Annotated in this window: 20 protein-coding genes and 3 tRNA genes; 4 read left to right on the top strand and 19 right to left on the bottom strand. The window is 57.9% G+C overall.

Annotated features, from left to right (window positions below; translation table 11 throughout):
• Positions 1–9: 9 nt before the first annotated feature.
• Positions 10–1005 carry a catabolite repressor/activator gene (gene cra, locus ICA16_RS20195; protein ID WP_150604081.1) on the top strand — a complete coding sequence of 332 codons (996 nt, stop codon included), beginning with the start codon at positions 10–12 and terminating at the stop codon, positions 1003–1005.
• Between the two features lie 3 nt (positions 1006–1008).
• Positions 1009–1785 carry a TatD family hydrolase gene (locus ICA16_RS20190; RefSeq protein WP_150604082.1) on the top strand — a complete coding sequence of 259 codons (777 nt, stop codon included), beginning with the start codon at positions 1009–1011 and terminating at the stop codon, positions 1783–1785.
• A 125-nt stretch (positions 1786–1910) separates the two neighbouring features.
• Here ICA16_RS20190 and ICA16_RS20185 read toward each other — a convergent pair whose 3' ends face one another.
• The 4 genes from ICA16_RS20185 to ICA16_RS20170 all read right to left on the bottom strand — a co-directional run bounded on the left by ICA16_RS20185 (position 1911) and on the right by ICA16_RS20170 (position 7811).
• The gene (locus ICA16_RS20185) at positions 1911–3941 is read right to left on the bottom strand and encodes a methyl-accepting chemotaxis protein (protein WP_210701357.1); all 2031 of its coding nucleotides are present in this window, start codon (positions 3939–3941) and stop codon (positions 1911–1913) included.
• Positions 3942–4163: 222 nt separating this feature from the next.
• The gene (gene ampE, locus ICA16_RS20180; protein WP_042557603.1) at positions 4164–5003 is read right to left on the bottom strand and encodes a regulatory signaling modulator protein AmpE; all 840 of its coding nucleotides are present in this window, start codon (positions 5001–5003) and stop codon (positions 4164–4166) included.
• Positions 5000–5560 (bottom strand): 1,6-anhydro-N-acetylmuramyl-L-alanine amidase AmpD, encoded by a 561-nt coding sequence (gene ampD, locus ICA16_RS20175; RefSeq protein WP_150604084.1) that lies wholly within the window; start codon positions 5558–5560, stop codon positions 5000–5002. Before ampD ends, ampE begins: the two co-directional genes overlap by 4 nt.
• A gap of 64 nt (positions 5561–5624) precedes the next feature.
• A complete protein-coding gene (locus ICA16_RS20170) occupies positions 5625–7811 on the bottom strand; it encodes a DUF1631 domain-containing protein (RefSeq protein ID WP_210701356.1) in 2187 nt (728 codons plus the stop codon).
• Between the two features lie 384 nt (positions 7812–8195).
• Between ICA16_RS20170 and nadC the strand changes: the two genes are divergently transcribed.
• The gene (nadC, locus tag ICA16_RS20165; RefSeq protein ID WP_150604086.1) at positions 8196–9044 is read left to right on the top strand and encodes a carboxylating nicotinate-nucleotide diphosphorylase; all 849 of its coding nucleotides are present in this window, start codon (positions 8196–8198) and stop codon (positions 9042–9044) included.
• Positions 9045–9133: 89 nt separating this feature from the next.
• Here the strand turns inward: nadC and ICA16_RS20160 are convergent, their stop codons facing one another.
• Positions 9134–9433 carry a DUF6388 family protein gene (locus tag ICA16_RS20160; RefSeq protein WP_150595087.1) on the bottom strand — a complete coding sequence of 100 codons (300 nt, stop codon included), beginning with the start codon at positions 9431–9433 and terminating at the stop codon, positions 9134–9136.
• A 274-nt stretch (positions 9434–9707) separates the two neighbouring features.
• Between ICA16_RS20160 and ICA16_RS20155 the strand changes: the two genes are divergently transcribed.
• Positions 9708–10202 carry a hypothetical protein gene (locus tag ICA16_RS20155; protein ID WP_210554500.1) on the top strand — a complete coding sequence of 165 codons (495 nt, stop codon included), beginning with the start codon at positions 9708–9710 and terminating at the stop codon, positions 10200–10202.
• 10 nt (positions 10203–10212) lie between these two features.
• Here ICA16_RS20155 and ICA16_RS20150 read toward each other — a convergent pair.
• The 14 genes from ICA16_RS20150 to folP form a co-directional block, all read right to left on the bottom strand.
• A tRNA-Thr gene (locus ICA16_RS20150) sits at positions 10213–10285 on the bottom strand.
• A 157-nt stretch (positions 10286–10442) separates the two neighbouring features.
• Positions 10443–12548, bottom strand: coding sequence for a polyribonucleotide nucleotidyltransferase (pnp, locus tag ICA16_RS20145; protein WP_150604090.1), 2106 nt, complete (start codon positions 12546–12548; stop codon positions 10443–10445).
• A 193-nt stretch (positions 12549–12741) separates the two neighbouring features.
• Positions 12742–13011 carry a 30S ribosomal protein S15 gene (gene rpsO / locus ICA16_RS20140; protein ID WP_003177875.1) on the bottom strand — a complete coding sequence of 90 codons (270 nt, stop codon included), beginning with the start codon at positions 13009–13011 and terminating at the stop codon, positions 12742–12744.
• A 142-nt stretch (positions 13012–13153) separates the two neighbouring features.
• Positions 13154–14071 (bottom strand): tRNA pseudouridine(55) synthase TruB, encoded by a 918-nt coding sequence (gene truB, locus ICA16_RS20135; RefSeq protein ID WP_034154423.1) that lies wholly within the window; start codon positions 14069–14071, stop codon positions 13154–13156.
• A 4-nt stretch (positions 14072–14075) separates the two neighbouring features.
• Positions 14076–14477: a 30S ribosome-binding factor RbfA gene (gene rbfA, locus ICA16_RS20130; RefSeq protein WP_042557596.1), complete on the bottom strand. Its 402-nt coding sequence runs from the start codon at positions 14475–14477 to the stop codon at positions 14076–14078.
• Positions 14478–14636: 159 nt separating this feature from the next.
• Positions 14637–17168, bottom strand: a complete 2532-nt coding sequence (gene infB, locus ICA16_RS20125) for a translation initiation factor IF-2 (protein WP_210701355.1) — start codon at positions 17166–17168, stop codon at positions 14637–14639.
• A gap of 27 nt (positions 17169–17195) precedes the next feature.
• Positions 17196–18677: a transcription termination factor NusA gene (nusA, locus tag ICA16_RS20120; RefSeq protein WP_042557594.1), complete on the bottom strand. Its 1482-nt coding sequence runs from the start codon at positions 18675–18677 to the stop codon at positions 17196–17198.
• A 47-nt stretch (positions 18678–18724) separates the two neighbouring features.
• Positions 18725–19183 (bottom strand): ribosome maturation factor RimP, encoded by a 459-nt coding sequence (gene rimP, locus ICA16_RS20115; protein ID WP_042557593.1) that lies wholly within the window; start codon positions 19181–19183, stop codon positions 18725–18727.
• A gap of 138 nt (positions 19184–19321) precedes the next feature.
• Positions 19322–19398, bottom strand: a tRNA-Met gene (locus tag ICA16_RS20110).
• A gap of 97 nt (positions 19399–19495) precedes the next feature.
• Positions 19496–19581, bottom strand: a tRNA-Leu gene (locus tag ICA16_RS20105).
• A gap of 21 nt (positions 19582–19602) precedes the next feature.
• Complete coding sequence (gene secG, locus ICA16_RS20100; protein ID WP_027610782.1) at positions 19603–19989, bottom strand: preprotein translocase subunit SecG; 387 nt, start codon at positions 19987–19989, stop codon at positions 19603–19605.
• A gap of 4 nt (positions 19990–19993) precedes the next feature.
• Positions 19994–20749 carry a triose-phosphate isomerase gene (gene tpiA / locus ICA16_RS20095; protein WP_016986498.1) on the bottom strand — a complete coding sequence of 252 codons (756 nt, stop codon included), beginning with the start codon at positions 20747–20749 and terminating at the stop codon, positions 19994–19996.
• 65 nt (positions 20750–20814) lie between these two features.
• Positions 20815–22152 carry a phosphoglucosamine mutase gene (gene glmM / locus ICA16_RS20090; protein ID WP_150617093.1) on the bottom strand — a complete coding sequence of 446 codons (1338 nt, stop codon included), beginning with the start codon at positions 22150–22152 and terminating at the stop codon, positions 20815–20817.
• A 16-nt stretch (positions 22153–22168) separates the two neighbouring features.
• Positions 22169–23020 (bottom strand): dihydropteroate synthase, encoded by an 852-nt coding sequence (gene folP / locus ICA16_RS20085; RefSeq protein ID WP_210701354.1) that lies wholly within the window; start codon positions 23018–23020, stop codon positions 22169–22171.

The raw sequence follows: 23020 nt of genomic DNA, 5'->3' as shown, positions 1-23020 counted from the left end.
AATCCCGAGTTGAAACTCAGTGATATCGCGCGGTTGGCCGGAGTGTCCGTGACCACCGCGAGCTACGTCATCAACGGCAAGGCCGAACAGCAACGCATCAGCACCGCGACCGTCGAGCGGGTGCGCGCGGTGGTCGATCTGCACGGCTTTACGCCCAACCCACAAGCGGCCGGGCTACGCAGCCGGCATACCCGCACGTTGGGTTTTATCCTGCCGGATCTGGAAAACCCCAGCTACGCGCGGATCGCCAAGCTGCTGGAGCAAGGTGCGCGGGCGCGCGGCTATCAGTTGCTGATCGCCAGTTCCGACGATGCGCCGGACAGCGAGCGCAAACTGCTGCAACTGTTCAAGGCGCGCCGTTGTGATGCGCTGATCGTCGCCAGTTGTCTGCCACCCGGTGATGACAGCTATCTTCAGTTGCAGGCCAAGGGGCTGCCGATCATCGCCATCGACCGGGTCATGGAGCCGGAGCATTTTTGTTCGGTGATCAGCGACGACCGCGAGGCCAGTCTGCATCTGACCCAGAGCCTGCTCGACCCGCAGCTAAAACAGATCGTGCTGCTCGGCGCGCGCCCGGAACTGAGCATCAGCCAGGAACGTGCCGCCGGTTTCAGACAGGCCCTCGTCGATTTCAAAGGCGAAGTGCTGGTCGAGCACGCCGAGTCCTTCAGTCGTGACTGCGGCAAGCAATTGATGGAAGAACTCCTGCAACGTCTGGGGCATTTGCCGGACGCACTGGTAACCACTTCCTACGTGTTGTTGCAGGGAGTGTTCGATGCGCTGCATGACTTCCCGCTCAAGTCACGGCCGCTGCGCCTCGGCACGTTTGGTGACACACAACTGCTCGACTTCCTGCCACTGCCGGTCAACGCCATGGCCCAGCAGCATCAACTGATCGCCGACAAGGCGCTGGAACTGGCATTGGCCGCTGTCGAGCAGTCGCAATACCAGCCTGGCGTGCAAGCGATTGCGCGGACCTTCAAGCAGCGTATTCACCGGGACTGATCCGTGGAGCTGATCGACAGCCACACCCACCTGGATTTTCCCGACTTCGACGCCGATCGCTCTGCGCTGCTGGCCGAAAGCCGCGCCCTTGGGGTGCGGCGGATGGTGGTGCTGGGCGTCTATGAAGGTAACTGGCAGCGGGTGTGGGATCTGGTGCAGAGCGATTCGGATCTGTACGCGGCGTTCGGCTTGCATCCGGTGTATCTGGATCAGCATCGCCCCGAAGATTTACACACCCTCGGCGATTGGCTGACGCGATTGCGCGGCCATCGGCAGTTGTGTGCAGTGGGCGAGATTGGTCTGGATTACTTCATCGAAACGCTGGACCGCGAGCGGCAACAGGCGTTGTTCGACGCGCAACTGCAACTGGCGGCGGATTTCGATTTGCCGGCGCTGATCCATGTGCGGCGCAGTCACGCGGCAGTGATTGCCACGCTCAAGCGTTTTCGTTTGAAGCGGGCCGGGATCATCCACGCGTTCGCCGGCAGCCGTGAGGAAGCACGGGAATACATCAAACTCGGTTTCAAACTGGGGCTGGGCGGCGCGCCGACCTGGCCGCAGGCGCTGCGCATGCATCGGGTACTGGCGGATTTGCCACTGGATTCGATCGTGCTGGAAACCGATTCGCCGGACATGGCGCCCGCAATGTTCCCCGGAGTGCGCAACAGCCCGGCGCACTTGCCGGCGATTTGTGCGGCGCTCGCCGAGCTGATGAATATCTCCCCTCAACAACTTGCCGCAGCCAGCACCGCCAACAGCTGCGCCGTGTTCGGCTGGTAATAAAAATCCCTGTAGGAGCTGCGGCACGCTGCGATCTTTTGATCCTGGGTTTCCAGGAACAAGATCAAGATCAAGATCAAAAGATCGCAGCGTGCCGCAGCTCCTACACGGGATTTGTGTATGCCCTACACGCGGAAGGCGCTGATCAGTTGTTTGAGTTCCACGACCTGGGCGGACAGTGCGCGACTCGCGTCTTCAGTCTGGTGCGCCCCCTGCGCCGTGCGCTCGCCTGCACGGTTGATCTCGACGATGTTCTGGTCGATGTCATGGGCAACTGCCGTCTGCTGCTCGACCGCAGCGGCAATTTGCTGGTTCTGATCAACGATCATTCCGACGGCGCCAAGGATATTTTCCAGCGCCTGCTGAACCTTTTCCGACTGCCCGACCGTGCCATTGGCCATCTGATGGCTGATGCCCATCGCCTTGACCGCCGCCCCCACGCCGCCGTGCAGTCTGGCGATCATCTGTTCGATTTCTTCGGTCGATTGCTGGGTGCGTTTGGCCAGCGTGCGCACTTCGTCCGCCACCACCGCAAAACCGCGTCCCTGCTCACCTGCACGCGCCGCTTCAATCGCCGCGTTGAGCGCCAGCAGGTTGGTTTGCTCGGCGATACTTTTGATCACTTCCAGAACACGGCTGATCGCCTGGCTGTCACTGGCCAATTGGTTGATCACCAGCACTGACTGATCGATCTCGCTGGCCAACGCCGCGATGCTGCCCTGCTGCGACTCCACCAGACCACGACCGCTGATGGTTTCGTCATTCACGCTGTGGGCGCTGCTCACCGCCGCTGCAGCGCTGCGCGCCACCTCAAGAGACGTCGCCGACATCTGGTTCATGGCCGTGGCCACTTGCTCGATCTGCGAGCGTTGCCCGGCAACAGCCAGATTGCTTTGCGCCGACACACTTTCCACTTGCCCGGCCTGTCGTTCAACTTCGCCAACGGTCTGCCCGACCCGTTCAATCAAGTCGTGAATCTTCTTTACCGTGCCGTTGAACACTTCGCCCAACTCGCCCAATTCATCGCGGCTGCTGGCCTTGAAGTTGACGGTCATGTCGCCAGCCGCGACCTTGTCCATCATCGCGCCGAGGCGCTTGAGGGTGGTGCGGGTCGACGCGTAAAACCCGCCATACAGATAGAAAATCAGCACGAACACCACCGACAGCGCCACAGCCTGCAAGACCATGTGCGTGCGGTTTTGCGTCAGGCGCTGCTGTAATTGCGTGTCGAGGAATTTCAGGGTGGCTTCGTTGAGCTGGTAGGTCTTGTCAATGAGTGCGGTGGTCTGGTCGTAAAACGCCTGCCACGGTGCATCGAGCGTGTCGGCCATCACCACTTGTTCTTCGAAGAGTTCGCTCGCCTGCTTCAACGAGATCTTACTAATGTCAGCCGAAGCGCTGAGCGTTTCGTGCGCGGCTTTGCTGGAGCCGAGGGCGTCCTGCAGTTTCAAGGCGTATTCGGCCTGGAGCTTTTCGATCTGCACCAGTAATTCGTCAAAACGGGTGCTCGACGAACTGTTGAGGAAACCCTGCCCCAGTGAATACGAACCCATGGCCCGGCCTTCACCGAGGGTTTGCGTCACAGTCGGCGTGATCAGGGTGACGAGTTCGCTGAGTTGACGGATGTCGCCCTGATTGTCGCGACTCAGACCGGCCTGACTGGTGATGATCTGGCTGAAAATCTGCGCACTGGCCAACAATTTGCCGATCAACGCACTTTTGCTTTGCAGAGAGTTTTCCGCTTGCTGGGCCTTGAACGCAGCAATCATTTCATCGCGCTTGCCGTCGAACACCTTGATCTGTTCGGGGTCGTCGGTCATTGCCGCCAGGCCTTGCAGGCGTGTCAGTACGGCTTGTTCGAGGCTGGTGATCTGCGATTCGACGTTGCCCGCCTTGCCGGACTGGCCGAGGGTGACGTTGATCTGTACCAGATTGTTGAGGGTTTCCAGATCGCGGCGCAGGCTCAGGCTACTGCCGAGCAGATCAAGGCTTTGCAGCTCGACCCGGGTGCCCTGGAATTCACGATAGGAATCGCGCACCAGATAGAAATTGGTCACCAGCATCGGCACCAGAAACAGCACGCTGATCAGGCTGAACTTCATGCCGAAGCTCAGACGGTTCATCAGCGAGACGGCGGGATAGAGCAAGCTCTTCACTGGAAGTCTCCCTTTGGTTTTTCTTGTTTTTATTGGCAGGCGCGCGGGGACAGCAGATAGCCACTATCGGACGCCATCTCTGTATAGCTCAAATCGAAGGGAGGTTTTGTAACTTAAGGTTAACGACAAAAAAGATCGCAGCCTTCGGCAGCTCCTCCAGGAAACACAGACCCAAAAGTAGGAGCTGCCGCAGGCTGCGATCTTTTGATCTTCAGACAGGAATCAGTGAATCAGTACTGTCCACAAGGCGAACCCGGCATACCACAAAACCGCCGCGCGCAGCAGCAATTCCCACAGGCAGTCGAGGGTGTTGACGCCTTCCGGGCCGACCGTCGGCGGCGGGATCTCCCCCGCGGCCAATCCGACCTTGTTAATAAGCTGCGCAGCGCTGATGTTCCAGTTCAGCAGTTCATGCAGCATCACCCGGCTGACCGCAACGAAGTTGCCGACCAAGGCAAAACTCGCCGCCAACAGACGCACCGGCACCCAGTCAAAGGCATGGCGCAGTTGCGCGGCACGTTCGACCAGCGCCGGGTTCTGACCGTGCTCCTGGGCCAGCGCCAACAAGCGATAGGCCAGTGCCGCCACCGGACCGAGCAGGAAATACCAGAAGATCACGGCGAAGAAGCTTTGATAGGCCTGCCACAACAAATGCTCCTGCACTCGATCGAGCAATTGCTCGCCGCTGTCGGCGCAGATATTCAGATCGCGCTTGGCCACATGCGCCGCGGCTTGCAGATCCTCACGCCGCCAGGCATCACGAAACGGCCCGAGACCGCCGAGCAAATCGCCGCGCCCCAGGCTATAAATCACCACCAGCAAATGCACCGGCAGAGCCAGCAAGCCGTACGCCACCGGCTCCAGCACCACCAGCAACAGGGCCAGCAACGCCACCGGCAGCAGCACCAGAATCGTCAGTACCAGCCAGGGCTGTTTGGCCAGTCGCTCGCTGGTTTCGAGTTTGTTCAGTTCGCGAATCCATCCGCCATCGCGTTGAACCCGATGGCGCAGGGCCGAGAATTTCTCGATCCAGAGCGCCAGCAGTAACACCAGAAAACTCATTGTCCTTCCTCTTGTGCCAGGGCCGCGCGGTAACGCGCCCAGTCGAATGCCGGGCCAGGATCGGTCTTGCGCCCGGGTGCAATGTCGCTGTGCCCGCAAATGCGGGCGCCGGTGATAGCCGGAAATGCTGTCTGCAACTGACGGGTTAGCGCCGTCAACGCCTGATACTGCGCATCGGTGAACGGCAGATCATCGGTGCCTTCGAGCTCAATGCCCACGGAAAAATCGTTACAGGTTTCGCGCCCTTCAAAAATCGACACACCCGCATGCCACGCCCGCTCAAGACAGGAGACAAACTGAGTGACCTTGCCGTCACGTTCAATCAGAAAATGCGCCGAGACCCGTAAGTCGGCAATCCCCGCAAAGTAGGGATGTTCGGTGACATCCAGACGATTCTGGAAAAATTCCTGCACCTTGCCGGTGGCGAACTGCGCCGGCGGCAGGCTGATGTTGTGGATAACCAACAGGGAGATTTCGCCCGCAGGGCGCTCATTGAAGTTGGGCGATGGGCAAGCTTGCACCCCGTGACACCACCCGCTAGCGGGATCCAACTGCATACCGATTCCTTCAACGCCGACTGTGTTGGCGCCCAGTATGCCGTGATCAGCCCCCGGCGCGCGATCACTTGGCGCGATTGAGTCGCCGCAAATTGCCCAACACCGACTCAAGCGCCCGATCGAACAACAAGGTGTCGTCCAGCGCACGCACCGCACCACGCTGGAACTCAAGCGCCAGACCGATGCGACTGCGCTCCAGCACTTTCATGCCGGTACGGTCGACAAACACGTACTTGCCCGTCGCTTCAATAATTGCCGCGAGCTTGCAGCGCAGGGTGTTTTCCTCGTCTTCCTTAAACGCAACCCAACTGCCCAGATGCAATTGAGCCACCTGCTGCAGGCCAACGTCGTGATGGGACAGACGTACCGAGGTCAGCGCCGACTCACCCTCTTGCGCCATTGCCAAGACGATCTGCTGCGACACCTCGATCATCGCCGGCGCCTCGGCCTGAGCAGACTCACCGGTACGCTCAAGCACGCGCACATGCAGCGTTTCCAGCTCAGCGAAAAATTCGCTGGTGGCAAACGGATCGAATGCGCAGCGGGTCAGGCCATCGCGCAACGATTTCAGCAACCCCGGTACCAGCGCCAGCAGACGCATGCCAGCTTCAGCATCGTCGTGGCGCTGAACACTCCAGATGAGTTGCTCCATGGTCTGCACATCAGCCTGCCATTCGGCGGACTGGTCGCCATGTTTGAGGCAGGTCAGCAGCAACACCTTGCTCCAGGCGTCTTGCACGAAGGTCACCACTGACGGCGGCAGGACTTTGCCCAACAGAGCCAGATTCAACGCATGCTCGACGCGTCGCCGCGCCAGCTCGGTTTTCGCCCGCCCCTCTTCCGCATCGCGCAGACGTTGCTCAAGGAGTTCGCTGCGCCGACGCTGATCACTGGTGAAAGCGAGGAAGTCAGCGAGCAGTTCAGAAAATATCGCCGGATCATCGACAAAATCGGTCAGCAGGCGCTGCACCACTTGCTCGATGCGCAGATACAGACTGTCGCGCGCCTCACCGTCACAATCGCCCCAGCCCATGGCCGCATCGGCGATTTCATTGAGCAGACGCCGCGCCGGGTGGCTGCTGCGACTGAAGAAACTCTTGTCGAGTACCGCGACCTTGAGCATCGGAATCTGCAAGCGGGCGATCAAGGCCTTGAGCGAGTCCGGCAGATTGCGGTCTTCGAGGATGCAGTCGAAGACCATGGCGATCAGGTTGATCACATCCTCATCAGCGCCTCCGACGATCCGCGACTTGCCAGTTCTGACGCTGACCCGCGTCAGCAGTTGTTCGAGCTGGTTACGCAGGTCGAAATCGTCCTGCGCCGCCAGCGCCGGCACATATTGCTGCAAATGCGAGAGCAGGCGCAGCAGGTCGCGCGTGCTGATCGGCTGGGCAGAGGCGCCTGATTCGAGGCTCGGCGCAACACTGCCGCGCACGTTCAGCAGCAACTCCTGCAACGCAGCGAAAACTTCCTGGACACTCTCGTCCGCCGTTACGGGCTCGGCACTTTCTTCGCGACTGATACTGGCCGCCGCACGATCAATCGCGCGTCGCGCCGGGGCCGGTTTCAGCTCGGGCAACACGCCGGTGGCGCTGAGCAACTGATTGGCTTCGGAATATAACTGTTCGGTGTCGGCCAGCACATAGCGCTCGAACAGCTTGAGCAGGATCAGCTTGACCTTGATCTCAACGCCCAGATTACGGCCGGCCTGCAAAAAGAACTCACAGAGCAGCGCCGGGCCGAGGGGGTTGTGTTGATCGGCAAAGGAATTATCCAGCAATGCGTTGAGGCGCGCGGTCAGTTGCCCCAAGGCGAAGCCATCACGCTTGAGCACGCGGCCGACCATGGTCTCCACGGCGACGGTGCGTTCCATGTCGTCGGTGCGCGGCGCGCAGTCTTCGAACAGCAACGGGTGCGGCAGCGTGTTGTGCGCGGGTTGGTATTGAGTGAGGCCGACAAAGGCTTCGCAGAACTGCTCGAGAAAGCCGCGCTCGATGTTTTTGCGTTTGAGGCGCAAGTCGCGCATCGCTTCAAAAAAGATGTTCTGCTCAACGTCGTTGCGTGCCCGGTCAGCCATTTCGAACAGGGTGTCGTCGGCATTATCGAACAGCTCCTGCAACCCGTGGCGCAGTTGCTGGGCAGCCTTGTCGCGAACCTGAAGCAGAATCACAGGCAGGCGGGCGAGCGGCGAGTGATTCGCCTGATCGGCAGACGCCTTGTACAAAGGCACCACTTTCCCGTCGTTGTGCATCCAAGCCTCCTGAAACGGTGATTCTTCTTTTGGGCCGAAACAGCGAACCCCTGTAGGAGTGAGCCTGCTCGCGATAGCGCAATGTCAGTAAACATTGCAATCAGAGACAGAAGGGAATCGCTCCAAAAAGTCCTACAAGTTGGGCCCCAAATAGACGTCAAGCCTATGACGTCAAATGCAAGGCGGATTATCTTGCAAAAGATGTCCCCAGCGCCATAGGCGTCAGGGTTTCCCCTATGCCCGCCCGATCCCCCTCAACTGACCACGCCCCAACAGGGTTTGCTCAAAGAAATCGACCAGATGCAGACAGGCACGCAAGTTCTTGCCTTGGGTTGGCTCGCGCCATGCCCCTATAATCGAATCACTTTGTTTGTGGAGCCCGTTATGCCGAATCTACGTCTCGCCGATTTGACCGCCGAAATCGAAGCCAACGTGCGCCGTGCGTTGCTCGAAGACATCGGCAGCGGCGACATCACCGCGCAACTGATCCCGGCCGAACGTCTGGCCAAAGCCACCATCATTACTCGCGACGACGCCGTTATCTGCGGCACGGCTTGGGTCGATGCGGTGTTTCGCCAGCTCGATCCACGGGTGGCGGTGCATTGGCAGGTAGTCGATGGCCAGCGGGTAAAACCCAATCAGCCACTGTTCCATCTGGAAGGCCCGGCCCGTTCGTTGCTCACCGGTGAACGCAGCGCCCTGAACTTCCTGCAATTGCTTTCCGGTGTGGCGACTCGCGCACAGTATTTGGCAGACTTCGTGGGCGAGACTCAGGTCAAGCTTCTCGACACCCGCAAAACCTTGCCAGGCCTGCGTCTGGCGCAGAAATACGCCGTGACCTGTGGCGGTTGCCATAACCATCGCATCGGCCTGTACGACGCGTTCCTGATCAAGGAAAACCACATCGCTGCCAGCGGTGGCATCGCGCAAGCCATTGCCGCGGCGCACAAGATAGCCCCGGGCAAACCGGTGGAAATCGAAGTGGAAAGTCTGCAAGAGCTGAAGGAAGCGCTAGAGGCCGGTGCCGACATCATCATGCTTGACGAACTGAGCCTGGACGACATGCGCGAAGCCGTGCGCCTGAACGGCGGCAAGGCAAAACTGGAGGCCAGCGGCGGCATCAACGAAAACACGCTATTGCCAATCGCCGAGACCGGGGTGGATTACATCTCGATTGGGGCGATGACCAAGGATGTGAAGGCGGTAGACCTGTCGATGCGTCTCAGCCTTTAAACAGCAGCGGCAAGTCCAGAGCTGCAAGCTGCAAGCCAAAGCTGTTGCGCTTTGACTTGTAGCTTACGGCCTGGAGCTGGTAGCTCTCGTCAAACGACGAGATTGTTCATCTCGCAGTATTCTTGCCACTCGACGCCCAGCACCTCAGCGGCCTCTTTGTGCAGAACAAGGCGCTGGGCCTCGAACTCCTCCGGCGTGCTCGTGTACTTGAGTGTCAGCTCCCACGGCTGCAAACCCTGGGCTTCAGCTTCATCTTCGAACGCCCACTGGATCTGATCTTTCTGATCATCGGGACTCAAGTCCTTGATCTCTTCCTTCAGGTCGGGCACGTCCAGAATGTATTTTTCCAGCGCTTGTTCGTGGCGTTGCTCTTGAGTTAATTCGGTCATGTCGTTCTCGTTGATCATAGGAATGGAAGATGGATCTGGATCATCAAGGATCTCTCTGACGCGGATTGTCCGGCCTTCGGAACCATTCGGGATCATCTGAAAACTGCAGGGCGATGCTCATGCAGGCACCGAATATAGGACGTTTGCATGAGGAATTACACGGCTCTTTACATCTCTCTCACAAAAAGCTGACCTGCGGAACATAAATGCCGATCCTCGGTCATAGCGATGTGCCACTTCGGCACACATCCGCTGTTCACAAGGAAAACCAGTGATGCGCAGCTTTTTGAAAATTTCTTCTGTTGTGTCCACGACTGCTCTGATCGCCGCTCTAGCGTTGCCGGCAAGCGCAATGGCTGTTGAGTTGAGCAACAGCAGTCCGTCCTATGGCGACAAGGTTTCTCTGATTCATAACGATTACGGCAAAGACGTCGTTATCCGAAGTGACATCAGCATCGATGAACTGAAAAAGATGCGTGACACCATCAGCGATCAATCGCGCCAGATCGAAGAACTCAAGCGCAGCAGCGGCTCCAGTTCCAGTTCCAGCGGCAAAGAACTCGACGATTTGAAGAATAAGGTCAAAGAACAGGATCGTGAGCTGGATACTCTCGGCCGCCAGGTTGAAGAGCTCAAGCGCAACAGTGGCTCAAGCTCCAATTCGAGCAGCAGTGAGATTTCGAACCTGAAGCAGAAGATCAACGATCAGGACAGAGCGATGGACCAGCTCAAACGTACTGTCGAGGATCTGAGCCGCAAGGTGAAATAAAGGGGGATCGTGCCCGAGACAGGAATCGAACCTGCGACCTTCGCGTTACGAGTGCGCTGCTCTACCGGCTGAGCTACACGGGCGGTGAGCTAAACCTAGCACCGGTTTTCACAAACGCAAAGTTCGCAGCGCCTGCACGGCTCACCGCAGGCTGCGATTTTTTATGGTTTTCCACAGACAAAAAAATGCCCCGCCGTTTTCACGGCGGGGCATTTTTATTGCGCTAAAGCTTTGGGGTGATTAAACGCCCGAAGCCTTGGCCGCTGCCACGTCTTTGATGGACAGCTTGATACGGCCGCGGTTGTCCACGTCCAGTACCAGTACTTCCACTTCCTGGCCTTCTTTCAGGATGTCGGTCACTTTCTCTACGCGAGCGTCGCTCAGCATCGAGATGTGAACCAGACCGTCCTTGCCTGGCAGGATGTTGACGAATGCGCCGAAGTCGACGATGCGCTCAACCTTGCCGACGTAGATCTTGCCGATCTCGGCTTCAGCGGTGATGCCCAGAACGCGCTGACGTGCAGCTTCAGCAGCTTCCTTGGTTTCGCCGAAGATCTTGATCGAACCGTCGTCTTCGATATCGATCGAAGCCTTGGTTTCTTCGCAGATCGCACGGATGGTCGCGCCACCTTTACCGATAACGTCACGGATCTTGTCGGTGTCGATTTTCATCGCGATCATGGTCGGAGCATTTTCCGACAGCTCGGTACGCGACTGACCAATGATCTGGTTCATCTGGCCGAGGATGTTCAGGCGCGCTTCCAGGGCTTGGCCCAGAGCGATTTCCATGATCTCTTCGGTGATGCCCTTGATCTTGATGTCCATCTGCAGCGCGGTAACACCTTTGGCGGTACCCGCTACTTTGAAGTCCATGTCGCCCAGGTGGTCTTCGTCACCGAGGATGTCGGTCAGGATGGCGAACTTCTCGCCTTCTTTAACCAGACCCATGGCGATACCGGCAACCGGTGCCTTCATCGGCACACCAGCGTCCATCAGAGCCAGGGAAGCGCCGCACACGGAAGCCATCGAGCTCGAACCGTTCGATTCGGTGATTTCCGAAACCACGCGGATGGTGTACGGGAACACGTCAGCGGCTGGCAGCATGGCGGAAATCGAACGACGGGCCAGACGGCCGTGACCGATTTCGCGACGACCAGCACCACCCATGCGACCGCACTCGCCCACCGAGAACGGAGGGAAGTTGTAGTGCAGCATGAACGGGTCTTTTTTCTCGCCTTCCAGGGTGTCCAGCAGCTGTGCGTCACGGGCAGTACCCAGAGTCGCGACTACCAGAGCCTGGGTTTCACCACGGGTGAACAAAGCCGAACCGTGAGTCTTCGGCAGAACGCCGACTTCGATGTTCAGCGGACGTACGGTTTTGGTGTCGCGACCGTCGATACGTGGCTTGCCGTTTACGATGTTTTCGCGAACGGTGCGGTATTCGATTTCGCCGAATGCAGCTTTGACGTCGCTGGACGAAGGCTGGCCTTCTTCACCGGACAGCTTGGCCACAACCTGATCCTTCAACTCGCCCAGGCGAGCATAACGGTCGGCCTTGACGGTGATGGTGTAGGCGTCGGAGATCGCAGCGCCGAACTCGGAGCGGATAGCGCCCAGCAGTTCAGTCGCTTCGGCTTGTGGAGCCCAGGCCCAGGTAGGCTTGGCAGCTTCAGCAGCCAGTTCTTTAACAGCGTTGATCACAACCTGGAACTCGTCGTGAGCAAACAGTACAGCGCCCAGCATCTGGTCTTCGGTCAGCTCTTTGGCTTCCGATTCAACCATCAACACGGCTTCCGAGGTACCGGCAACGACCATGTCCAGGCTCGATGCTTTCTGTTGCTCGTAAGTCGGGTTCAGCAGGTAGCCGGTGCTTTCGTGGAAAGCAACACGGGCAGCGCCGATCGGGCCATCGAAAGGAATACCGGAGATGGCCAGGGCAGCCGAGGTACCGATCATCGCAGCGACGTCCGGATCGGTCTTCTTGCTGGTGGAAACGACGGTGCAGACAACCTGCACTTCGTTCATGAAACCTTCTGGGAACAGCGGACGGATCGGACGGTCGATCAGTCGGGAAGTCAGGGTTTCTTTCTCGGAAGGACGGCCTTCGCGCTTGAAGAAACCGCCAGGGATCTTACCGGCAGCGTAAGTCTTTTCCTGGTAGTGAACGGAAAGAGGGAAGAAGCCTTTGCTTGGGTCAGCGTGCTTGGCGCCAACAACGGTCACCAATACGGTCACGTCGTCATCAACAGTAACCAGCACTGCGCCGGAGGCTTGACGGGCGATACGGCCTGTCTCGAGGGTAACGGTCGATTGACCGAACTGGAATTTTTTGATTACCGGGTTCACGGTGTCCTACCTTCTTTGTGGCTCTTGGGGAACTGGTTTCTTGCGAAATTCTTGGGCAATGTCGGGAATCGGCCCAACGCCTGTCCAGGGTAAAACGTGTATCCAGATAAAACTTGAGGCTGGGAGCCTGCCGGAAGCCCGCGAAAAACCGCGGACGTCTGACAAACAACCAACCTCAGAGCGCAATCGCTTATTAGCGACGCAGACCCAGGCGACCGATCAGAGTCTGATAACGACCCAGATCCTTGCCTTTCAGGTAGTCCAGCAGCTTGCGACGCTGGTTTACCATGCGGATCAGACCACGACGGGAGTGGTGATCTTTACCGTTGGCCTTGAAGTGACCCTGCAGCTTGTTGATGTTGTGGGTCAGCAGTGCAACTTGCACTTCTGGCGAACCAGTGTCACCAACAGCTTGCTGATAGTCAGCAACGATTTGAGCTTTTTCTTGAACGTCGAGAGCCATGAGGCAATCCTTTTATCAGGAAACTGTTTCAGGGAAACAGCTTCAACAGGCCAGGGACAAATCCCTGTATCTATAAATGAGTCGTGACCGTGCCTGTTAACAGCCACACTCGCCAGCCTGCTGTTACACAGGCTGGTTTCGGTCATTCCGACCGAATCAAACGACGTGGCGCGATGCGCCCGTCTTCGCTCACTTCACCGATACCGATGAAGCGACCATTGTGATCCTGTACCCGCACCATGCCGAACTTCGGAGCATCCGGGGCACGTACCGGCTGGCCGTTTAGCCAGTAGAACGCGCTCGCTTCCGAGAAGTGCAGCAGCGGCCAGTCCAGCAAGCCGCTGTCCGATGGCATCAGGAAGCGGTCGACCGCTTCGTTGCCGCCTTCGGCATGTACTGCTTCGAGCTCTTCGAGGGTAACGGTCTGCGCCAAGGTGAAAGGCCCGGCCTGGGTACGGCGCAATTCTGCGACGTACGCACCACAACCGAGTTGCTCACCGATATCCTCCACCAGGGTACGAATATAGGTGCCCTTGCTGCAATCCACCGCAAGCCGCGCAGTATCGCCTTCGAAGGCCAGTAATTCCAAGCGCGCAATAGTAACAGAACGCGGTTCACGCTCCACTACTTCGCCTGCACGGGCCAGCTTGTACAGCGGTTGGCCATCACGCTTGAGCGCCGAGTACATCGGCGGTATCTGGCTGATTTGACCGCGAAATTTCGGCAAGGCAGCTTCGACATCGGCGCGACCAACGGTCACCGGGCGCTCCTGCAAAACCTCACCTTCAGCATCAGCCGTGGTGGTGGTCTTGCCCAGTTGCGCCAAGGTTTCATAACCCTTGTCGGAATCGAGCAGGTATTGCGAGAACTTGGTGGCCTCACCAAAGCACAACGGCAGTACGCCGGTGGCCAGTGGGTCGAGACTGCCAGTATGCCCGGCCTTCTCGGCGTTGAGCAGCCACCGAACCTTCTGCAGCGCGGCGTTTGAGGTGAACCCCAGCGGCTTATCGAGCAGGATGATGCCGCTCACGTTACGACGGATACGTTTGACCTGAGCCACCGAGTTACTCCTTGGTGTCTTCAGGTGCTGGAACGACAACGTGCTGATTGTCTTCAGCAACGGCGCGTTCGATCAGCGCCGACAGGTGCGCACCACGGACAACGGATTCGTCGTAGTGGAAGTGCAATTGCGGCACGCTGCGCAGCTTCATTTCGCGGGCCAGTTGCATACGCAGGAAACCTGCGGCGGCATTCAGTACCTTGATGCTTTGCGCGATGTCTTCTGCGTTGTCCTGCCCCATCACGGTGATGAAAATCTTCGCGTGACCGACGTCACGGCTGACTTCCACTGCGGTAATAGTCACCAGGCCGACGCGCGGATCTTTGACTTCACGACGGATCAGCTGGGCCAGCTCACGCTGCATCTGATCGCCGATACGTTGGGTACGGCTGTATTCTTTTGCCATGATTTGTTACCTGTTACTGCCCCACGGTGAAACCCGCAAGGTCTGAAAGCGGCAAACGCCCGGCCTGACAAAAGCCAGACCGGGCGTTGCGTTTAGAGTCCTGACACCGTGCCGCGCATTTTCATGCGACGGCCCGATGTGGCCCTTGAAGTGCGCGAGTTAGAGGCTGCGAGCAACCTGAACCTTCTCGAAGACTTCGATCTTGTCGCCGACTTTGACGTCGTTATAGCTCTTCACGCCGATACCGCATTCCATGCCGGCACGTACTTCGGAAGCGTCATCCTTGAAGCGGCGCAGGGATTCCAGCTCGCCTTCGAAGATAACGATGTCTTCACGCAGTACACGGATCGGACGGTTACGGTGCACAACACCTTCGATCACCATGCAGCCTGCGATCGCGCCAAACTTCGGCGAACGGAACACGTCACGCACTTCGGCGATACCCAGAATATTCTCGCGAACATCGCTGCCGAGCATACCGGTCAGGGCTTTCTTGACGTCTTCGATGATGTCGTAGATCACGTTGTAGTAACGCATATCCAGACCTTCCTGCTCGACGATCTTCCGTGCGCCAGCATCGGCACGCACGTTGAAGCCGAACAGTACAGCGCTCGAAGCCAGTGCCAGGTTGGCATCGGACTCGGTGATACCACCGACACCGCCGCCGACTACGCGCACTTGCACTTCGTCGTTGCCCAGGCCATTCAGAGCGCCTTGCAGAGCTTCCAACGAACCACGGACGTCAGATTTGAGGACGATATTGAGCGTCTTCTTCTCTGCCTGACCCATGTTTTCGAAGATGTTTTCCAGCTTGCCGGCGTGAGCGCGAGCCAGTTTGACTTCGCGGAACTTGCCTTGACGGAACAGAGCCACTTCACGGGCTTTCTTCTCGTCGGCAACCACACTCATCTCGTCGCCAGCGTCCGGGGTACCGTCCAGGCCGAGAATCTCGACAGGGATGGAAGGACCGGCTTCCTTGATTGGCTTGCCGTTCTCGTCGAGCATGGCACGCACGCGGCCATAGTTCGAACCGACCAGAACCATGTCGCCTTGGCGCAGGGTACCGTCTTGAACCAGAACGGTTGCAACCGGACCACGACCTTTGTCGAGACGCGATTCAACCACAACACCACGGCCTGGAGCCGACGGAGTTGCCTTCAGTTCGAGAACTTCAGCTTGCAGCAGAACGGCTTCAAGCAGGTCGTCCACGCCAGTACCGAGTTTCGCCGAAACCGATACGAACGGCGTTTCACCGCCCCACTCTTCCGACGTCACGCCGTGAACCGACAGTTCACTACGGATGCGATCGAGGTCAGCGCCCGGCTTGTCGATCTTGTTCACTGCAACAACCAGTGGAACGCCAGCGGCTACCGCGTGCTGAACAGCTTCAATGGTCTGCGGCATCACGCCGTCGTCCGCTGCAACTACCAGAATCACGATGTCGGTCGCCTTGGCACCACGGGCACGCATTGCGGTAAACGCGGCGTGACCAGGGGTGTCGAGGAAGGTGACCATGCCGCGTTCGGTTTCAACGTGGTACGCACCGATGTGCTGGGTGATACCGCCGGCTTCGCCAGCAGCTACCTTGGCACGACGGATGTAGTCGAGCAGGGAAGTTTTACCGTGGTCAACGTGGCCCATTACGGTCACGACTGGCGCACGGGAGAACGACTCACCTTCAAACTTCAGGGACTCGGCCAGGGAATCTTCCAGGGCGGTGTCGCTGACCAGGGTCACTTTGTGGCCCAGTTCTTCGGCTACCAGTTGAGCAGTTTCCTGATCAAGCACCTGGTTGATGGTCGCTGGAGTGCCCAGTTTGAACATGAACTTGATGATTTCAGCAGCCTTGACCGACATCTGATTGGCGAGATCGCCAACAGTGATGGTCTCGCCGATCTGCACATCACGCACGACAGGGCCGGTTGGGCTCTGGAAACCGTGAGCGTTGCGCTTCTTCAGCTTGGCCTTGCCGCGACCACCACGACGGAAGCCATCGCTTTCTTCGTCGGTAGTACGTGGCGCAACACGTGGCGCTGGCGCTTTCTCTTTGACCGATGCGCGATGCGGAGCGTTTTTGCGCTCGCCATCACCACCGCCACTGCGACGATTGTTGTCGTCGGCACGTGGTTTGTCCGGACGGCGCTGTTCGTTCTGCTTGTTACGAACGTCAGCAGACGGCGCTGGAGCAGCGGCAACCACCGGCGCGCTTTCACGTACCGGCTCAGCAGCTGCAGCAGGAGCTGCAACGGCGGCGCTAGTAGCGGCTTGCGCAGAGCCAGGATTGCGGCGTGCTTCTTCTTCGGCGCGCTGCTTGGCTTCTTGCTCAGTTTTCTGGCGGGCAGCATTTTCTACTGCGCGACGCTCATCAAGTTCACGCTTGCGCTCGGCTTCGATTTCTTCCGGGCTGCGCTGTACGAAAACTTTCTTTTTGCGAACTTCAACGCTGATGCTCTTGCTACCAGCCACACGCAGGGTGCTGGTGGTTTTACGCTGCAGCGTGATCTTGCGTGGTTCTTCCACTTTCGCCTTGTGGCTGCTTTTCAAGTGAGTCAGCAAAGATTGCTTCTCACTGTCAGTCACATTTTCTTCGGCGGCGGTGTGCGGCAGACCTGCCTCACGCATCTGCTGCAACAGGCGCTCTACCGGTGTTTTGACCTCATCGGCCAGTTGTTTCACCGTGACTTGCGTCATGCACTTCTCTCCTCAGGCCGCGCCTAATTACTCGAACCAATGGGCTCGGGCGGCCATGATCAACTTGCCGGCACGATCATCGTCAATGCCGTCGATGTCGAGCAGGTCGTCAATAGACTGCTCGGCCAGGTCTTCGCGGGTAATTACGCCGCGCACCGCCAGTTCCATCGCCAGATCCTTGTCCATACCCTCAAGCGAGAGCAGGTCTTCGGCCGGATGGGCGTCTGCCAGCTTTTCCTCAGTAGCGATGGCTTTGGTCAACAAACGATCCTTGGCACGAGCGCGAAGCTCGTTGACGGTATCTTCGTCAAAGCCGTCGATGTTGAGCATTTCTTCCAACGGTACGTAGGCAATCTCTTCCAGACTGGTGAAGCCTTCATCTACCAGCACCTGCGCCAGATCTTCGTCGACTTCCAGCTCGTCGATGAAGTTGCGCAGGATGTCACCGGTTTCTGCTTGCTGCTTAGCCTGGATGTCCGATTCGGTCATCACGTTCAGGGTCCAGCCAGTCAACTGGCTTGCCAGACGCACGTTTTGACCACCACGACCGATGGCCTGAGCCAGATTGTCTGCGCCAACGGCGATGTCCATTGCATGGGCATCTTCGTCAACGATAATTGCCGCAACCTCGGCCGGGGACATGGCGTTGATCACGAACTGAGCCGGGTTGTCGTCCCACAGGACGATATCAACACGCTCACCGCCCAACTCACCCGACACTGCCTGGACGCGCGAACCGCGCATACCGATGCAAGCGCCCTGCGGGTCGATGCGTTTGTCCTTGGAGCGGACGGCGATCTTGGCGCGCGAACCCGGGTCACGGGACGCAGCCATTACTTCGATCAGACCTTCAGCAATTTCCGGCACTTCGATGCGGAACAGCTCGATCAGCATTTCCGGCGCGGTACGCGACAGGATCAGCTGCGGGCCGCGGTTCTCGGTGCGGATTTCCTTGAGCAGCGCACGCAGACGCACGCCGACACGGAAGGTTTCGCGAGAAATGATGTCTTCACGAGCCAGCAACGCCTCGGCGTTGTTGCCCAGATCGACGATCACGTTGTCGCGGGTCACTTTCTTCACGGTGCCGGAGATGATTTCTCCCAGGCGCTCGCGATAGGCGTCGACCACTTGAGCGCGCTCGGCTTCACGCACTTTCTGCACGATGACTTGCTTGGCAGTCTGTGCAGCAATGCGGCCGAACTCGATGGAGTCGATTTTTTCTTCAACGACGTCGCCAACGTTGGCACCAGGATGCGTTTCGGCAACCTTGCTCGGCCAGGTTTCGATAGCTGGATCGTCAAGATCATTCTCTTCGACGACCGTCCAGCGACGGAAAGTTTCGTATGCCCCGGTGTGGCGGTTAATTTCCACACGCAGGTCAACTTCGTCTTCAAAACGCTTTTTGGTAGCAGTGGCCAGAGCCAGCTCCAGCGCTTCAAAAATTACGCTTGCCGGTACGCCCTTTTCATTGGATACCGACTCAACAACCAGCAGTACTTCTTTGCTCATCGTACGCCTCGCCTTTCGCAAGCCATTGGATCCGCGGGATCCGCGTCTCAGTCAAAACTGGGAATAATGTTGGCCTTGTCGATCATATCGATCGGCAACAGAAACTCATGGTCATCTACCTGCACCACGACATCCTGTTCTTCTACACCGCGCAGAAGGCCCTGAAAGTTGCGTCGACCTTCAAAAGGCGAGCGCAGCTTGATCTTCACTTGTGCACCGACAAACTGGGCGAACTGCTCGATAGTGAACAGTGGGCGCTCCATGCCAGGCGAGGAAACTTCGAGGGTGTATTCAACGGTGATTGGATCTTCAACATCCAGGACACCGCTGATCTGACGGCTGACAATGGCGCAATCGTCCACCAGCACACCGCCCTCTTTATCGATATAAACGCGCAACATCGAGTGACGACCTTGAGCCGAAAACTCAATACCCCAGCATTCATAGCCTAGGGCCACGACCACCGGGGCCAGCAAGGCCTGCAACTCTTCTAGCTTGCTCGACACCTGAACCCCCTAGTGCATGTATGTGCATGCTATGCAGAATAAAAAAATGGGCGAAACGCCCATCCTTGAAACGCCGTCGAACAGCGGCGTTGAAAGTGTCCAGCTAACAAAAAGCCCCTTAAAAGGGGCTCTTTAAACTGGTTGCGGGGGCCGGATTTGAACCGACGACCTTCGGGTTATGAGCCCGACGAGCTACCAGACTGCTCCACCCCGCGACAAAGCTGGGGCGGAAGTATACGACCGATCCCTTATAGGGTCAATCTAACCTTCCACCTGCAAGAAAGCCCGCAACAGCGGGCTATCCTGACTAATTGGTACCGAGAAGGGGACTCGAACCCCTACACCCTATGGGCACAACCACCTCAAGGTTGCGTGTCTACCAATTCCACCACCTCGGCAAAACTACATTGAAACCCTTCTTACTTCTGCTCTTGAGCTGGAGGTACGTCAGTCGCTGGAGTAGCCGACTTTTGCTCTTGAAGCACCGGGACATCATCAGAAGCCGGTTGTTGTTGCTTAGGTACTTCCAACACTGCTGGATCTGGCAAACCTGCTTGAGTCAGCTGATGAGCTTTCTCTTTAGCAAAGTAACCTAACCCCAAGCTGGTTATGAAGAAACCGGCGGCAAGTATAGCAGTAAACTTACTAAGAAAGGTAGAGGAACCTTGGCTTCCGAACACAGTATTTGAAGCACCTGCTCCGAAAGACGCGCCAGCGTCCGCACCCTTACCCTGCTGCAGCAAAACCAGAGCAACTACGCCCAATGCACCCAGCAGATGAAAAACGACTACGACTGTTTCCAGCATTTTTTCAGTTTCCCGCGGCGCGACAGATCGCACCGAACTCATCTGCATTCAGGGAAGCTCCACCAATGAGCCCCCCATCGATATCCGGCATGCCGAACAGTTCGACCGCATTGGCCGCCTTCACGCTGCCGCCGTATAGAAGCCGCACACCTCGTGCGACTTCAGAATTCTCTGCCGCCAACTGCTCACGAATGGCTTTATGCACATCCTGAGCCTGTTGCGGTGTTGCAGTCAGCCCGGTACCAATGGCCCAGACCGGCTCGTAAGCTATTACTGCCTTGGCAAAGGCACCTACACCCAGCTCCTCGATGATGCTGCCAAGCTGACGCCCGACAACTTCAAGAGTTTTACCGGCTTCGCGCTGCTCAAGGGTCTCCCCTATGCACAACACCGGAATCAAGCCACATGCCTGTGCCGCTGCGAACTTGCGATTCAGCATTCCGTCTCGCTCGCCCATTATCTGACGGCGTTCGGAGTGCCCGACAAGCACCAGGGAACAACCTGCATCCACTAATTGACTCGGTGCAATCTCACCGGTCAATGCACCTTGCATGGATTCCACCGCAGAATTCTGCGCGCCGACCGAAATCGACTTGCCCTTCAAGCCATCAATCACTTGATTGATATACAAGCAAGGCGGGAATACTGCGACATCAACACCGCTTGGCAAGGCCAGATGACGAAGGCCGTTGATCAGCTCAGCGACGCTGGCGCGGGTACCGTGCATCTTCCAGTTACCAGCTACCATAGGGCGACGCATGCTGTACCTCGTCGGTCAAAGTGGGCGCAGATGTTACCCAACACAATCATGGCTTGCAAGCCGTATCAGGCAGAAACTTCAGTTACCAGTTTTGCCAGTTCTTCGGCATAGCCGCGAACAAGGGTTTCGTCCTCGCCTTCGACCATCACACGCACCAGAGGCTCTGTGCCGGACTTGCGCAAGAGCACACGTCCACGCCCAGCCATCGCCTGTGTTACACGCGCACTGGCTTCCTTGACTGCTGGATGCTCTAGCGGGCTTTCGCCACCGCCGAAACGCACATTGATCAGCACCTGAGGGCACTTGCGTAACGCTTGGCGAGCTAGCGCCAGGCCTTCATTACGCGTTTTGAGCGCCATCAATACTTGCAGAGCCGCAATGATCGCATCACCAGTCGTGGTGTGATTGAAACAAACGACATGCCCCGAATTTTCACCACCGACCAGCCAATTACGCTCCAGCAGTTCAGCGATCACGTAGCGATCGCCAACATTGGCACGAATGAATGGAATCGAAAGATCGGCGAGCGCCAACTCAAGACCGAGGTTACTCATCAGGGTGCCGACCACACCGCCCTGCAGCTTCCCACGCTCGTGCAGATCACGCGCAATGATGAATATCAATTCGTCGCCATCAACGATTGCGCCAGTGTGATCGACCATCAAGACCCGATCGCCGTCACCATCAAAGGCGATACCCAGATCAGCATGCTCAGCCAAGACTGCCGCCTGAAGCTGACCCATATGGGTCGAACCGCAGTTGTCATTGATATTCAGGCCATTGGGTTGCGCCGACAGCACGACCACGTCCGCACCCAGCTCTCGAAAAACGCTCGGGGCAACTTTATAAGTCGCGCCGTGAGCGCAGTCGATGACAATCTTGAGGCCGGAAAAACTGGTGCCGGTTGGCACACTGCTCTTGCAGAATTCAATGTAACGCCCGGACGCATCGTTGATCCGCGACACCTTGCCGATCTTGCTCGACTCGACCACGGTCATCGGGGTGTCGAGCAGCTCTTCGATCATCAACTCCAGTTCGTCCGGCAGCTTGGTGCCTTTTCCGGAGAAGAATTTGATGCCGTTATCGTCATGCGGGTTGTGCGAAGCACTGATCACAATGCCAGCCTCGGCCTGGAACGTGCGCGCCAGGTAAGCGATGGCGGGCGTCGGCATTGGACCAAGCAGCATTACATCGGCACCTGCCGATGTCAGGCCAGCCTCCAGCGCCGACTCGAACATGTAGCCGGAAATTCGCGTGTCCTTGCCGACCAGCACCTTGCAGGCCCCCATCTTCCGGAACGCCATTCCAGCAGCCCAGCCAAGCTTGAGCATGAAGTCAGGAGTAATCGGGTATTCACCGACTCGACCACGAATGCCGTCAGTACCAAAGTATTTCTTGCTCATAAGTGCTCCATCATTCTTATTCGGCTGATTCGACGGCCGCGATCATTCGCACGACATCTACTGTTTGCGCCACATCATGGACACGCAATATACGCGCCCCCTTGACCGACGCCAGCGCAGCCAGTGCAAGACCACCGTACAGACGTTCGCCCACAGGCCGATTCAATGCATGTCCGATCATGCTCTTGCGCGAAACACCCACCAGCAAAGGGCGGCCCAGCGCATGCAGGGCTTCCATATGCTTGAACAAGCTTAGATTGTGCTGCAAGGTTTTGGCGAAGCCGAAGCCGGGATCAAGGATGATTCGATCGGCCGGAATACCTCCTAATGCACATTGCGCCATGCGCTCGGCAAGAAACTCGCCCACTTCCCGAGTGACATCATTGTATTGAGGATTGTCCTGCATATCACCCGGCTCTCCGAGCATATGCATGAGGCATACCGGCAAACCGGTTGCGGCTGCCGCATCCAGCGCCCCGTCACGCCGTAGTGATCGCACATCGTTGATCAACCCAGCACCAAGACGCGCGGTTTCGCGCATCACGGCAGGTGTCGACGTATCGACCGAGATGATCACATCGAGCTCGCGATTGATCAGCTCGACAATCGGCGCCACGCGCTCGAGCTCTTCCAGCGGTGAAACCGCGCGCGCCCCAGGGCGAGTGGATTCGCCGCCAACATCAATTAACGTCGCGCCAGCCGCAACCATGGCTTCGGCGTGGCGCAAAGCCTCGTCGAGCTGGCTGTATCGGCCGCCATCGGAGAAAGAGTCGGGAGTGACATTGAGAATACCCATGACATGCGTCTGGGCCAAATCAAGAACCCGGTTGCCGCAAGGCAACCGGGTCAGGGACTGTACAGAAGTCAT

It is taken from the genome of Pseudomonas anatoliensis (genome assembly GCF_017976235.1).
Classification (GTDB): domain Bacteria; phylum Pseudomonadota; class Gammaproteobacteria; order Pseudomonadales; family Pseudomonadaceae; genus Aquipseudomonas; species Aquipseudomonas anatoliensis.
This window is presented reverse-complemented; position numbering and strand designations above follow the sequence as displayed.

What these genes read in the sequence shown, in the direction of transcription:
- ampE (WP_042557603.1), bottom strand. Translation starts at nt 5,003, where the DNA reads ATGAGTTTTCTGGTGTTACTGCTGGCGCTCTGGATCGAGAAATTCTCG.
- ampD (WP_150604084.1), bottom strand. Translation starts at nt 5,560, where the DNA reads ATGCAGTTGGATCCCGCTAGCGGGTGGTGTCACGGGGTGCAAGCTTGC.
- ICA16_RS20170 (WP_210701356.1), bottom strand. Translation starts at nt 7,811, where the DNA reads ATGCACAACGACGGGAAAGTGGTGCCTTTGTACAAGGCGTCTGCCGAT.
- nadC (WP_150604086.1), top strand. Translation starts at nt 8,196, where the DNA reads ATGCCGAATCTACGTCTCGCCGATTTGACCGCCGAAATCGAAGCCAAC.
- ICA16_RS20160 (WP_150595087.1), bottom strand. Translation starts at nt 9,433, where the DNA reads ATGACCGAATTAACTCAAGAGCAACGCCACGAACAAGCGCTGGAAAAA.
- ICA16_RS20155 (WP_210554500.1), top strand. Translation starts at nt 9,708, where the DNA reads ATGCGCAGCTTTTTGAAAATTTCTTCTGTTGTGTCCACGACTGCTCTG.
- rpsO (WP_003177875.1), bottom strand. Translation starts at nt 13,011, where the DNA reads ATGGCTCTCGACGTTCAAGAAAAAGCTCAAATCGTTGCTGACTATCAG.
- rbfA (WP_042557596.1), bottom strand. Translation starts at nt 14,477, where the DNA reads ATGGCAAAAGAATACAGCCGTACCCAACGTATCGGCGATCAGATGCAG.
- infB (WP_210701355.1), bottom strand. Translation starts at nt 17,168, where the DNA reads ATGACGCAAGTCACGGTGAAACAACTGGCCGATGAGGTCAAAACACCG.
- nusA (WP_042557594.1), bottom strand. Translation starts at nt 18,677, where the DNA reads ATGAGCAAAGAAGTACTGCTGGTTGTTGAGTCGGTATCCAATGAAAAG.
- secG (WP_027610782.1), bottom strand. Translation starts at nt 19,989, where the DNA reads ATGCTGGAAACAGTCGTAGTCGTTTTTCATCTGCTGGGTGCATTGGGC.
- tpiA (WP_016986498.1), bottom strand. Translation starts at nt 20,749, where the DNA reads ATGCGTCGCCCTATGGTAGCTGGTAACTGGAAGATGCACGGTACCCGC.
- glmM (WP_150617093.1), bottom strand. Translation starts at nt 22,152, where the DNA reads ATGAGCAAGAAATACTTTGGTACTGACGGCATTCGTGGTCGAGTCGGT.
- folP (WP_210701354.1), bottom strand. Translation starts at nt 23,020, where the DNA reads ATGACTTCTGTACAGTCCCTGACCCGGTTGCCTTGCGGCAACCGGGTT.